This window comes from Microcoleus sp. B4-C2, from assembly GCF_036705265.1.
In the GTDB taxonomy this organism is placed as follows: Bacteria; Cyanobacteriota; Cyanobacteriia; order Cyanobacteriales; family Microcoleaceae; genus Microcoleus.
Genome location: NZ_JAUBUB010000007.1, coordinates 94,211 through 106,439 on the forward strand (window position 1 = coordinate 94,211; position 12,229 = coordinate 106,439).

General features: G+C 44.2%; 13 protein-coding genes. 12 read left to right on the forward strand and 1 reads right to left on the reverse strand.

The window, feature by feature from the left end:
• Nucleotides 1-158 precede the first annotated feature (158 nt).
• From QUB20_RS04660 to arsC, 8 genes are all read left to right on the forward strand, one after another.
• The gene (locus QUB20_RS04660; RefSeq protein WP_333055612.1) at nt 159-833 is read left to right on the forward strand and encodes a HEAT repeat domain-containing protein; all 675 of its coding nucleotides are present in this window, start codon (nt 159-161) and stop codon (nt 831-833) included.
• A 110-nt stretch (nt 834-943) separates the two neighbouring features.
• Nucleotides 944-1,408 (forward strand): hypothetical protein, encoded by a 465-nt coding sequence (locus QUB20_RS04665; protein WP_333244095.1) that lies wholly within the window; start codon nt 944-946, stop codon nt 1,406-1,408.
• A gap of 361 nt (nt 1,409-1,769) precedes the next feature.
• Nucleotides 1,770-2,024 (forward strand): hypothetical protein, encoded by a 255-nt coding sequence (locus QUB20_RS04670; protein ID WP_333075830.1) that lies wholly within the window; start codon nt 1,770-1,772, stop codon nt 2,022-2,024.
• 97 nt (nt 2,025-2,121) lie between these two features.
• Complete coding sequence (locus tag QUB20_RS04675) at nt 2,122-2,481, forward strand: metalloregulator ArsR/SmtB family transcription factor (protein WP_333244098.1); 360 nt, start codon at nt 2,122-2,124, stop codon at nt 2,479-2,481.
• Nucleotides 2,482-2,597: 116 nt separating this feature from the next.
• Nucleotides 2,598-3,626, forward strand: coding sequence for a PstS family phosphate ABC transporter substrate-binding protein (locus QUB20_RS04680; protein WP_333244101.1), 1,029 nt, complete (start codon nt 2,598-2,600; stop codon nt 3,624-3,626).
• 36 nt (nt 3,627-3,662) lie between these two features.
• Nucleotides 3,663-4,814: an ACR3 family arsenite efflux transporter gene (gene arsB / locus QUB20_RS04685; RefSeq protein WP_333055609.1), complete on the forward strand. Its 1,152-nt coding sequence runs from the start codon at nt 3,663-3,665 to the stop codon at nt 4,812-4,814.
• Between the two features lie 6 nt (nt 4,815-4,820).
• The gene (gene arsH, locus QUB20_RS04690; protein ID WP_333244104.1) at nt 4,821-5,477 is read left to right on the forward strand and encodes an arsenical resistance protein ArsH; all 657 of its coding nucleotides are present in this window, start codon (nt 4,821-4,823) and stop codon (nt 5,475-5,477) included.
• Between the two features lie 36 nt (nt 5,478-5,513).
• Nucleotides 5,514-5,909: an arsenate reductase, glutathione/glutaredoxin type gene (arsC, locus tag QUB20_RS04695; RefSeq protein WP_333145636.1), complete on the forward strand. Its 396-nt coding sequence runs from the start codon at nt 5,514-5,516 to the stop codon at nt 5,907-5,909.
• 8 nt (nt 5,910-5,917) lie between these two features.
• On the opposite strand, the gene QUB20_RS04700 is transcribed toward arsC, so the two are convergent.
• The gene (locus tag QUB20_RS04700) at nt 5,918-6,040 is read right to left on the reverse strand and encodes a hypothetical protein (RefSeq protein ID WP_333291196.1); all 123 of its coding nucleotides are present in this window, start codon (nt 6,038-6,040) and stop codon (nt 5,918-5,920) included.
• 293 nt (nt 6,041-6,333) lie between these two features.
• Between QUB20_RS04700 and arsS the strand changes: the two genes are divergently transcribed.
• From arsS to QUB20_RS04720, 4 genes are all read left to right on the forward strand, one after another.
• A complete protein-coding gene (gene arsS, locus QUB20_RS04705; RefSeq protein WP_333244107.1) occupies nt 6,334-7,320 on the forward strand; it encodes an arsenosugar biosynthesis radical SAM (seleno)protein ArsS in 987 nt (328 codons plus the stop codon).
• Between the two features lie 99 nt (nt 7,321-7,419).
• Nucleotides 7,420-8,145, forward strand: a complete 726-nt coding sequence (locus tag QUB20_RS04710) for a TVP38/TMEM64 family protein (RefSeq protein ID WP_333244110.1) — start codon at nt 7,420-7,422, stop codon at nt 8,143-8,145.
• A 295-nt stretch (nt 8,146-8,440) separates the two neighbouring features.
• Nucleotides 8,441-10,999 carry an ATP-binding protein gene (locus tag QUB20_RS04715; protein WP_333244113.1) on the forward strand — a complete coding sequence of 853 codons (2,559 nt, stop codon included), beginning with the start codon at nt 8,441-8,443 and terminating at the stop codon, nt 10,997-10,999.
• Between the two features lie 244 nt (nt 11,000-11,243).
• Nucleotides 11,244-12,143, forward strand: a complete 900-nt coding sequence (locus tag QUB20_RS04720; RefSeq protein WP_333244116.1) for a class I SAM-dependent methyltransferase — start codon at nt 11,244-11,246, stop codon at nt 12,141-12,143.
• Nucleotides 12,144-12,229 lie beyond the last annotated feature (86 nt).

Sequence of the window (12,229 nt, forward strand, 5' to 3'; positions counted from 1 at the left end):
ATTATTTCCATTAATCTGAGCTTCAGATTAATGGAAATAATCCGCAATCTCATTCATCTCAAATACGCAGGGCGGTTTTTACGGCCTGCTTTTCCCCTGAGACTCCCCTATAATCAAAATAACCCGAATGTAAAGTTTTACTACAAGATTTATCCATAATGACAACTTTAAGCTTAGAGCAAATTGCAGCCAAGTTAGAAAGCCAAAATTCCGCCGATCGCATGGTGGCTTTGGCCAACTTGCGGAATGTGCCTGCTGCAGAGGCGGTGCCTTTGATTAAAAAGGTGTTGAACGACGAAAGTTTGCAAGTACGATCGATGGCTGTGTTTGCTCTTGGGGTCAAACCGACAGCAGAGTGCTATCCTATTCTAGTCAAATTGCTAGAAACAGACCCGGATTACGGCATTCGCGCTGACGCTGCGGGTGCTTTGGGCTATCTCGAAGATATCAGAGCTTTTGATGCTTTGGTGCGCGCTTTTTACGAAGATACTCAATGGCTGGTGCGCTTCAGCGCTGCTGTTTCTCTGGGGAATCTCAAAGATCCCCGGGCTCGCGATGTGCTGCTGAAAGCTCTCGACAGCGATCAAGTGGTGATCCAGCAGGCGGCAATTTCGGCTTTGGGGGAAATTAAAGATATTGGGGCGATCGATCGCATCCTCAATTTTGCTCAGTCGGAAGATTGGCTGATCCGCCAGAGGCTGGCTGAAGCTTTGGGCAATTTGCCGAGTGTTAAGAGCGTTTCGGCTTTGAAATACCTAGAAAAAGATAGCAATTCTCAAGTATCTGAGGCGGCAACAATTTCTCTCGATCGCCTGTCAAAAGCAGAAGTGTAAAAATTTGTAGAGGCGGGTTCACTAAAATCTGTAATTTAAGTAGTAAAATCAGAGCAACCCGCCCCGGCTGCGATGTTTGAAAAAATTATTGTTTTGAGAGAGGGAGTTAAATGCCCTACAGTCAATTTAGCATAGAACAAATTAAGGCAACTTTCGGCATCGCCTTTTCGAGCAAGATGGGCTTGTTTGCTGACATTCCCGAAATAGAACCAAGCAGTTTTTTGCAAGAAAATTTGCAATTCAATCTGCCTTTAGCACTAGAAATTAATTCCGAGAAAGCTCGCTCCGAGCTAATTGTCGCGCCAATATTAGTTGAGATTAAAAAACTGCTGCCGCAACGGATGAGTTTATTTTCAGGTCGAGAATTCAATGTAGACGCTGCTAGGGGTTTGAGCGGTTATTGCGATTTTCTAATTAGCCGATCGCCGGAACAGCTAGTCATTGAATCCCCAGTTATCGCCTTGGTTGAAGCCAAAAATGACAACATCCAATCCGGCTTAGGACAGTGCATGGCAGAAACGATCGCAGCACAAATATTTAACCAGCGTCAATCGATTTTAGATTTTAGATTTTAGATTTTAGAGGCGACCCCACGGATAAATGGGGGGGGCTTGAGGATTTTCGATTTTCGATTTTGGATTGATTCCACGGATAAATCACGTGGCGGGTACCACCTTTGAAATTCGCTTGTCAAGAAAATGACATTCAGACCATTTATGGAGTTGTCACAACTGGAAGTATTTGGAAATTTTTCAAGTTATAAGGAATTGCGATCGAGATTGACACCAGCGAATATTTTATTAATAATGTTGGTAAAATTCTCGGTATCTTAATAAAATTTATAGAGTCTTGAGTAAAACCCGAATGTATTATTTAAGCTGTGAGGGCAAATCGCAAGTTAAAATAGTTGTTGATCTCCTTTAACCAAAGCCAGCCATGAATCAAGCGCCCAATCCCTTTAACTCAAATCCCTCCAATCCGCTAGACCCCTTGGAGCAAGAAGTTGACGAGCAAGGTGAAGCATTGCCGAAACAGTACCACCCAGCTACTAAAAAAACTCTGCAAAAAGTCTTTATCATCCTGGTAGTTGTCGGGGCAATTATTGGGGGAATTCTATCTATAGGGGTGATTTCGCTGATGCAGAAGGCGGGACTCACTGATGTGCCGGCAAGGGTACAGAATCCTAAGTAATCAAGCCCGAAGAATCTGTCGATGGTGAATGCACTGATTTTCTAGGATGAAGCTTGAGAAACTATGATGTTTTGTATGGATGTTTTCTAAATAATTGATGCTTAAAAATTCTACGGCTGCGTCCGATCGCATTTCACAGCGACAGATTTCGGAAAAACTTGTCTCCTCCGGCTTTCACGCTCTTTCTGACCCCCTGCGGATTCAGATTCTGGAGTTGCTGCGAGAACAGGAGTTGTGCGTTTGCGAATTGTGCGATCGGCTTTCTGTCCCTCAGCCTAAACTCTCTTTTCACCTCAAAGCCTTGAAGGATGCAGCTTTAGTCCGCAGCCGCCAAGAAGGCCGCTGGATTTACTACAGCCTCAATTTAGCTCAGTTTGTCGCCCTCGAACAGTACCTCGCCGAATACCGCCGCTTCAGCCAGATCCTGCCGGCACGCCCCTGTTCTGACGCAGATTAACCCATCAACATTTCTTAATGTGTTGATTGCCTGTTTGTCTTCCCTCATACTTGACATATCAAATTTTATTGATATGATTCCAGTGTACCCCTTAGTTATGGCATTGGGTGAGGTCAATGAACCGAGCAGAAAAGGCCAAGGTTTCCGCACTAAGTATAATTGCTTTGACCATAGGTGCGATCGGGCTTCTCAGCTCCTGCGGACAAGTCCAGTCGCCAGAATCGCAAAGCATTAAAATAGACGGTTCCAGCACCGTGTATCCAATTACGGATGCGATCGCCAAAGAATATCAAAATACCAATCCCAAAAAAGCATCAATTACTGTTGAATTCTCCGGTACTGGTGGAGGATTTAGAAAGTTTTGTGCTGGCGAAACAGACATCAGCAACGCCTCGCGCCCCATCAGCGCAGGGGAAATGGAAGCCTGCAACAAAGCAGGCATCCGCTACTACGAATTACCAGTCGCCTTTGACGCGCTCACAGTAGTAGTCAATCCCAACAATAGCTGGGCAAAAGACATCACAGTAGCCGAACTAAAAAAACTTTGGGAACCCGCCGCCCAAGGAAAAATTACCCGCTGGAATCAGATTCGACCTAATTGGCCAAATCAACCTATAACCCTTTACGGTGCAGGCAAAGATTCCGGTACATTTGACTACTTCACAGAAGCAACAGTAGGTACTGCGAAATCCAGCCGTACCGACTATACAGCTAGTGAAGATGATAATGTTTTAGCCCAAGGAGTTATCAAAGATCCAAATGCCTTGGGTTACTTTGGATTAAGCTATTACGAAACCAATCAAAATCAATTAAAAGCATTAGGAATAGACAATGGTAAAGGGCCAGTTCTACCCAGCATACAAACTGTAGAAAACGCTCAATATCAACCCCTCGGTAGACCTCTTTTTATCTATGTCAGTTACACCGCTGTCCAAAATAAACCAGAGGTGGGCGAGTTTGTGCAATTCTACATGAAAAAAGCACCAAGTTTAGTCCAGTCGGTCGGTTACATTCCCCTACCAAGCGAAGGCTATCAACTGATTTACAAGAATTTCTACAATGGCAAAGTTGGGACTTTCTTCGATGGTCAAGCTAGGTTTGACTTAACCATTGGAGAGTTATTACGAAAAGAGGCAAAATTTTAATTTTTTCTCATCAAGTTTCACTTACCAGTTAACTAAATGAACCATCCTCAAGCAACTAACTCACCTGTCAAAGCAGGAAGCAAACTCAGTTTTTTTGAAAGATACCTCACCCTTTGGGTATTTCTTTGTATTTTAGGCGGTATTCTTCTCGGTAGACTATTCCCTAACGTCGCCGTCACCCTTGATGCTCTCAGCTTTTATCAGGTGTCAATTCCTATTGCCATCTGTCTATTTTTTATGATGTATCCCATCATGGTAAAAATAGACTTTACCCAGGCGGCTAATGCAGCGCGAACGCCCAAACCAGTGATTTTAACATTAGTCGTCAACTGGGTTATCAAACCATTTACAATGGTAGCATTTTCTCAGTTTTTCTTAGGTTGGCTATTTCGCCCCCTCATTACCGGCACCGAAATAATTCGTGGCAGTGAAGTCTCCATCGCTAGTTCCTACATTGCAGGTACAATATTATTAGGAATTGCCCCCTGTACTGCGATGGTTTTAATGTGGGGATATCTGTCCTACGGCAATCAAGGACATACCCTCGTTATGGTTGCCATTAATTCCCTAGCAATGCTGTTTTTATATGCACCATTAGGCAGATGGCTGTTAGCAGCAAATGATTTAGTTGTTCCTTGGCAGACAATAGTATTGTCTGTATTGATTTATGTCGGTTTGCCCTTAGCCGCCGGAATGTATAGCCGTTTCTGGATTTTTAAACATAAAGGGCGAGAATGGTTTGAACGAGAGTTTATGCAATATCTGAGTCCAGTTGCTACGGCTGCCCTTTTGATTACGCTAATTCTTTTGTTTGCCTTCAAAGGAGAGTTGATTGTTAACAATCCTCTGCACATTCTTTTAATTGCTGTGCCTCTGTTTATCCAGACAAACTTCATTTTCCTGATTTCTTATGTAGCAGCTTTAAAACTCAACTTGTGCTACGAAGATTCAGCACCTGCCGCGCTGATTGGGGCCAGCAATCATTTTGAGGTAGCGATTGCTACGGCTGTGATGCTGTTTGGCTTAAACTCAGGTGCAGCCTTGGCTACAGTTGTAGGTGTTTTAATTGAGGTTCCAGTGATGTTAATGTTAGTAGAAATCTGCAAGCGAACAGCATTTTGGTTCCCCAGAAAACCAGAAACTGCCTCGCTGCGAGACCCTCGTTGTCTTCCCAATTCCAATTGCTAGAATCTCATGAACGAATTCACTCATAAACCCAGAATTCTTTTTTTATATGGCTCTTTAAGAGAGCGTTCTTACAGCCGCTTGTTGGCGGAAGAATCTGCTCGAATTATTGAGGATTTCGGTGCCGAAGTTAGGTTTTTTAATCCTCTAGAACTGCCGATTTATGGTAGCGTTTCCGATACGCATCCGAAGGTTCAAGAGTTGCGGGAATTGAGCCTGTGGTCGGAGGGTCAAGTGTGGTCTAGTCCAGAAATGCACGGCAATATTACCGGCATTATGAAAAATCAAATTGACTGGATTCCTTTAAATATTGGGGCTGTCAGACCAACTCAAGGCCGAACTTTGGCGGTGATGCAAGTCAGCGGCGGTTCCCAGTCTTTTAATGCTGTGAATACTTTGAGAATTTTGGGCCGCTGGATGCGGATGTTTACGATTCCGAATCAGTCTTCGGTTGCTAAGGCTTATCAGGAATTTAACGATGATGGGACGATGAAGGATTCGCCTTATCGCGATCGCGCGATCGACGTAATGGAGGAACTGTACAAGTTTACCTTGCTGTTGCGGGAGCAAACCGACTATTTGACCGATCGCTACAGCGAACGCAAGGAACAAGCAGCTAAAGAGGCGATCGCCCTAGCAAATCGCGCCCTTGAAACATCTAACTAACAACTAACAACTAACAACCAACAACCAACAAAAACCATGAAAAAAGTAATGTTTGTTTGCAAAAGAAACTCCTGCAGATCGCAAATGGCAGAAGGATTTGCTAAAACCATCGGCGCCGGCAAGATTGGAGTCACCAGTTCCGGGTTAGAATCAAGCAGAGTTCATCCGACAGCAATTCAAGTCATGTCAGAAATTGGCATTGACATCACCGATCAAACATCCAACCCATTAAACGAATTCAATGCTGAAGACTACGATGCAGTAATTTCTCTCTGTGGCTGCGGCGTGAATTTACCCGAAGCGTGGGTATTGCGAGAAGTGTTTGAAGATTGGCAACTCGACGATCCCGACGGACAACCCATCGAAACTTTTCACCGCGTTCGAGATGAAATTAAAGCACGAGTTGAGAAATTAGTGGACTCTCTAAAGTAAGATGACTGTCAAAATGAGAATTCTTGCCTTGTCGGTTTTAACTCAGCTCTTGCAGTATTGTCAATAAGCCTTTTAGGAACAGGCTTTTCGGCCTGTTCCACAAGAAAATTAATCTCCTGTGGAACAGGCATCTTGCCTGTTATTGAGAATGGTGCAAGATGTCAGCTTTAACTGAGTTGCAGTATTGTCAATAAGGCTTTTATGAACAGGCTTTTCGGCCTGTTCCACAAGAAAATTAATCTCCTGTGGAACAGGCCGAAAAGCCTGTTTCTAAGAATGGTGCAAGATGTGAGTTTCAATTAACTTTGTAGCGACAGTTAAAATTTGTCGCTTTCGCATCCAAAGAATTAGTGCTAAATTATGAGAGGCGTTCCGCCGGAACGCCTCTAAATCCGTTGCGAGCAGAGACTAAAAAGTTTAGCACATGATTCAGACCGCAGTCACGCCTTTCAAAAACAAACTTCACTCAGCTTTAACTAAAAAGCAGATTACAGTTTTACAAATTAATCTCGGCAAACGCTGCAACCTCGCTTGCACTCACTGCCACGTAGAAGCTAGCCCGACACGAACAGAAGAACTTTCCCCGGAAATTTGCGACCAATTAATTGAAATCATTCGCCGCTTTCCTCAAATTCAAACTGTTGACCTCACCGGCGGTGCTCCCGAAATGCTTTACGGTTTTAAACCGCTAGCGGAAGCTGCCAGGGCTGCAGGTAAAGAGGTAATTGTTCGTTCTAATTTGACTATTTACTTTGAAAAAGGTTTTGAAGATATTCCCGAATATTGCGCGCAGCACCAACTCAGAATTGTGGCGTCGCTTCCCTGCTACCAAGCTGACAATGTGGACAAAATGCGTGGCAACGGTGTTTTTGACAGTTCGATTCGGGCGCTGCAAAAGCTAAATCAGTTGGGATACGGAAAAAACCCAAATTTAATTCTGGATTTGGTGTACAATCCACAAGTGCCGGCAACAGACAAGTTTTCGCTAACACCGGAACAAGGCAAGTTAGAGGAAGATTACAAGGTTTATTTAGCCGAACATTTTGGGATTTGTTTTAATCAATTGTTCGCGATTACTAATTTGCCAGTGGGACGGACTAAGTTTCATTTGGAACATAAGAAACTTCACAAGCCTTATCTGGGGTTTTTGGAGGATAATTTTAATCCCGGTACTCTGGAACATTTAATGTGCCGTAACGAATTGTCGATCGACTATTTGGGCAATGTCTACGACTGCGATTTTAACCAAATGGAAAATCTGCCGGCGAAAACTGGCAGTGGGGAAAAGATAAATACTGCTAAATTGCTTGCATCTGGCAGTTTAGATGTGATTCAAGATGTGCAAACGGCTGCTTATTGTTACGGCTGTACGGCGGGTAGCGGTTCTAGCTGTGGCGGTACTTTGATTTAATTTAAGGGAAAAGTTGCGCTTTATTACAAAGTTTTTTAGCGCTAAAGCGCAACTATAGACCTTACGGTGTATGCAATGAATGAGTGGAGAGTTTAGGTAATGAATGATTCGCGATCGCCCGATGAAAATCCGCCGCCATCAAATAGGTGGAAACTGATTTTAGGGATTGGTTTAGCTGTGGCTTTAATTGCAGCGACTAGGTTTTTTAACTTTCAAGGAATTCTGAAAAATGCCTTGGAGTCGATCGCGAGTCTCGGCCCGTGGGGCCCGGCAGCTTTTATTCTCATTTACATTGTCGCAACGGTTCTATTTATCCCCGGTTCTTTGCTGACTCTCGGTTCTGGCGTTTTGTTTGGAGTCGTTGGCGGTTCGGTTTGTGTTTCCATCGGCTCGATTTTAGGCGCAACTTGCGCTTTTTTGGTAGGGCGGTATTTAACTCGCGACTGGGTTTCCAAACAGATAGAGGGCAATCAAAAATTTAAGGCGATCGACTCCGCAGTTGCCTCTGAAGGATGGAAAATTGTTTTGCTGACGCGACTTTCTCCCATTTTTCCGTTTAATTTGCTTAACTATGCTTTTGGAGTCACGCAGGTATCTCTAAAAGATTATTTTTTGGCATCTTGGATCGGCATGATTCCCGGAACAGTCATGTATGTTTATATCGGTTCCCTGGCCGGGAGTTTGGCTGCACTAGGATCTAGCGGGCGATCGCGCACTGCTGCTGAATGGACTCTCTACGGCATTGGTTTGCTAGCAACGATCGCCCTCACCGTTTATGCAACCCGCTTGGCTAAAAAAGCTTTAGACGAAAAAATTTCCCCTTGAAACCAAATCACAAATCAGTAAAATTGTCAAGAGAGTTTTGCTCATACATTATAATACATTAGCAATCTAAAAAACTCCGTATTTTCTCTGTGTTATTTACAATTATTTTGTTATACAAACGAGATAGATATTAAAGATATCGTAAAGCACAAACCTCAAATAGGTAAATCGAAGGTCGAAATATAAAATTGATGCCAAAATAGAAGGCGAGTGCCCAACCATAAGAAAAATTGTTTGCAATCCGGAATGTAAGTCATATTATTTTAAATTTTAGATTTTAGATTTTAGATTGCGAATGACTGATGACTACGAGGGTTTGAATCTTGGCTACAGTTGCATTCTTTTCTTAAACAGTCTCACTACTTGCCTGATATTAAGTCTGCCGAATGACGAAGACCGTTTGATGAAGTTGACTCTGAGGGAACATTTGATGATGCAAAACCCAGCAAATCAAGCCGGATCTGTGTCTGCGCCGCCGCCACAAACAAAAAAGCTGCGCCGCTTTTGGCAAAACATCAGCAATTCGACTCAATCGCGGTGGCAGCAAGCGCACAGTCTTTGGCAACACAGACGGCAGCGCCGCCATTTGCTGACCCTGCTAATTCTGGCCACCACCGCTTTAACCATTAGCACAACTGCTTGCATCAGCTATTTTTTTGTACGCGGACTAATCCTTGACAATTTAAAGCAAATAGCACTATTAAAACTAGAAAAAGGCACCGATGAAATCGACCGCTGGCTAAGCAGCCGCAAAGCAGAAATAGAAACCATTGCTTACGATCCTACGGTTGGCACTCTCAATTGGCAATTAGTCGAACCCCGGTTGCAAGGAGAAATATACAGATTAAAAGAGTATTTCATCCTGTCATTAACTCAATCGGACGGCTCATTTATCAACACTTTAGGCAACCGCGCGAACAGTAAAGACCGCCAACACTTTAAAAAAGCAATGGCCGGACAGCTCAACGTTTCCGACCCGCTGATAGGCCGCAGTACAAAAGTTTCTACGATTATTATTTCAGCTCCTATTTGGGCCTTGCCTCCCGCTCCAAATCAAGTAATGGGAGTCCTTTCAGGCAGCATTAAATTAGACCGAGTAACATCTGTCGCTAACAGCTTGCTGTACGGTTCCGACAGTTATGCTTTTGCGCTCAATTCACAAGGAGTGCCAATTGTTCATCCCAACAATAACTTAATCGGAAATATCGACCGGGAGGCCCCAAGCTTTTTACAGTCAAAAGACCCCGCACTCTCCACAATTGCGCGGCAGATGATCGACCGTCAGACGAACATCGAACTGGTAAAAATAGATAACAAATGGGTGTATGTAGCCTATGCTCCCCTCAAGGAAGTTAACTGGTCGATGGCTTTAGTAATTCCCCGCGAAAATATTGAATCCAAACTGCAAGCATTAAATTTGCTGACATCCGTAGTCGCTGGACTGCTCATCCCGGCAATGCTAGCAGCAATTTGGCTAATTTACTCCTCCGAAAACAATCGCGCTCAAGCGGAGCGAGAAGCCATGCTCAACCGGATTGCCGGACGCATTCGCGCTTCCCTGGAATTAGACAAAATTGTGCAAAGTACAGTCGAAGAAATAGTAAGTTTGCTTCACCTAGAACGGGCGGCTTTTGGATGGTACAAACCGCAAGAAAAAACGTTACAAATTCTGTGGGAATGTTGTCCATCTGATTCTCCGACACAAGCCATAAAGTTTGAGTCTTACTTTCTCGAAAATGTGTTAGTACGGAGTGGTCAAGGCGAAGCAATTATTCTTTCGAGCGACACTTGGGCGAAGGGTGTAACTCAACCGCCGGAACTTAAAGCTAATAGCTATTTAGCCGTACCTGTTCAGACTCAGAACCAGCCGCAGGGTTATTTAATTTGTAGCCATGTTACTCATTGGCTTTGGAGCCGGGAGGAAATCCAACTGTTAAAAGCTGTGGCAGACCAATTGGCGATCGCAATTACTCAAGCTCACCTTTACAGTCAAACCCAAGACCAAGTAAAACTGCTTAATAGTGCCTTAAATGAACTGAAAAAAACTCAAACTCATTTAGTGCAGAGCGAAAAAATGTCATCCCTAGGTCAAATGGTGGCTGGAATAGCGCACGAAATCAACAACCCCGTTAACTTCATTTCGGCTAATTTGCCTCACACTAGCAAATATACTAAAGATTTATTAGAATTGGTGAGTTTATACAAACAAACCTTTCCAGAGGTTCCACAGAAAATCGCAGATTTTACCGAAGAAATCGAGTTAGAATTTATAGAGGAGGATTTGCCGCATATATTGAATTCTATGAAAATAGGAAGCGAACGCATTCGCAGCATAGTTCTTTCTTTGCGAAACTTTTCTCGCCTTGATGAATCTGACAAAAAGCTGGCGGACATTCACGAAGGTATAGAAAATACCTTGCTGCTGCTTTCCAACCGCATTAAAAATAGAATTTATATAGTCAAAAAATACGGAAAACTGCCTTCAGTCGAGTGCTATCCCTCTCAGCTCAATCAGGTGTTTATGAACTTGCTGAGTAATGCGATCGATGCTTTGAACGAGATCGATCGCCTGGATAAAATTATTACTATTTCCACGGGAGTAGTTCGCGAACATGGCGCTAAATTTCTGAAAGTGGCGATCGCCGACAACGGCCCCGGCATTCCCGACAGCGTTAAAGACCAAATTTTTAACCCATTTTTTACTACTAAAGAGGTGGGCAAAGGCACGGGTTTGGGGTTAGCAATTAGCTACAAAATTGTAGTGGATGGACATGGGGGCAGCATCACAATTTCTAAACCTCCGGGCGGCGGCACGGAGTTTTTGGTAAAAATTCCCATTAGTAACGAAAAGTAATACGATTTTAGATTTTAGATTTTAGATTTTAGATAGGGGAATAACCGAGGAAATAAGTGTTTAGAGCGTGTCTATAGTTGCATTTTTTAAACTCGTATAAGCGGGAAGGGGGAAAGGAAGCCGACGGATTTTGTAACGGAGGTAATGGAGAGAGGGAAGAGGGAAGAGGGACTAAACAGTTTTAATTAATGCTAAGTTGACGGCCGTTGGCTAAAATTAGAAGAGTTTTTGTTAAAGGTGTTTTATGGCTGTTGGCAAGGATACAATTTTCGAGCGCTTTTTGTCGCCCCTGATTCGACTGGCGATCGACGAAGAAGCACTGAAACGACTCTACGAAGGTATCGACTGGGAAACAGCGGGCGATCGCTACCGACAACCCAACTTAGTTTACCCCGAATATTACAGCAGCCAAAACTTTCACGGCATTAAAGGCGGCTACCTCAACCCCAGCGCCGCCGTTTCCTACGATCCCATCACGCAATATGTTTTGCCTCCCCACGAAACAGTCGTCAGGCAAGGCTTAATTGACGCTGTGCGGGTGAAACCGCGCCGAATCATCGATTTGGGATGTGGCACCGGTTCGACAACGCTCATGCTCAAGCAAGCCTTTCCCGAAGCGGAAGTTGTCGGGCTGGACTTGTCGCCTTATATGCTGGTAGTTGCCGACATGAAAGCGCAAAAAGCCGGCTTAAATATCCAGTGGTTGCACGGAAATGCCGAAAGCGTTGCTTTTCCCGATGCCAGCTTCGATTTAGTCGCAGCTTCCTTGCTGTTTCACGAGACGCCACCTGCTGTATCGCGGGCAATTTTGCGAGAAAGCTTCCGACTGCTGAAGGTTGGGGGACAAGTGGCAATTTTGGACGGAAATCAAAAAACTTTGCAGCAGACAGAGTGGCTGACTGATATCTTTGAAGAGCCTTATATTAAGTCTTACGCGGCTGGCAGCCTCGATGCTTGGGTGGGGGCGGCAGGATTCGCGGCGGTGCAAACTCACGAACACTGGTGGGTAAATCAGGTGACGCAGGGCGTGAAACCTTTGCCTGGGGAAGATTTGGAACAGGTGCGGGTGGCGAGGGGGTGGAATTGGGGCGATCGAACTCCTGATTTTGATGGCGATTTACCGGGCATTCCAGCTCCTGCTTGATGTATTGTTGAGGTGTATTTTTCGCCCTTTGGGGGCGGGTTTCATAGATGGTTAGTTTTAGGTTGAGATGGTTGGTAAAACCCGCC

Bases quoted from the DNA above. Each gene is read 5' to 3' on its own strand.
- QUB20_RS04715 (WP_333244113.1), top strand. From the start codon at position 8,441: ATGACTGATGACTACGAGGGTTTGAATCTTGGCTACAGTTGCATTCTT.
- arsH (WP_333244104.1), top strand. From the start codon at position 4,821: ATGAACGAATTCACTCATAAACCCAGAATTCTTTTTTTATATGGCTCT.
- QUB20_RS04670 (WP_333075830.1), top strand. From the start codon at position 1,770: ATGAATCAAGCGCCCAATCCCTTTAACTCAAATCCCTCCAATCCGCTA.
- QUB20_RS04665 (WP_333244095.1), top strand. From the start codon at position 944: ATGCCCTACAGTCAATTTAGCATAGAACAAATTAAGGCAACTTTCGGC.
- arsC (WP_333145636.1), top strand. From the start codon at position 5,514: ATGAAAAAAGTAATGTTTGTTTGCAAAAGAAACTCCTGCAGATCGCAA.
- QUB20_RS04700 (WP_333291196.1), bottom strand. From the start codon at position 6,040: ATGCCTGTTCCACAGGAGATTAATTTTCTTGTGGAACAGGCCGAAAAG.
- QUB20_RS04720 (WP_333244116.1), top strand. From the start codon at position 11,244: ATGGCTGTTGGCAAGGATACAATTTTCGAGCGCTTTTTGTCGCCCCTG.
- QUB20_RS04710 (WP_333244110.1), top strand. From the start codon at position 7,420: ATGAATGATTCGCGATCGCCCGATGAAAATCCGCCGCCATCAAATAGG.
- QUB20_RS04660 (WP_333055612.1), top strand. From the start codon at position 159: ATGACAACTTTAAGCTTAGAGCAAATTGCAGCCAAGTTAGAAAGCCAA.
- arsB (WP_333055609.1), top strand. From the start codon at position 3,663: ATGAACCATCCTCAAGCAACTAACTCACCTGTCAAAGCAGGAAGCAAA.
- QUB20_RS04675 (WP_333244098.1), top strand. From the start codon at position 2,122: ATGCTTAAAAATTCTACGGCTGCGTCCGATCGCATTTCACAGCGACAG.
- QUB20_RS04680 (WP_333244101.1), top strand. From the start codon at position 2,598: ATGAACCGAGCAGAAAAGGCCAAGGTTTCCGCACTAAGTATAATTGCT.
- arsS (WP_333244107.1), top strand. From the start codon at position 6,334: ATGATTCAGACCGCAGTCACGCCTTTCAAAAACAAACTTCACTCAGCT.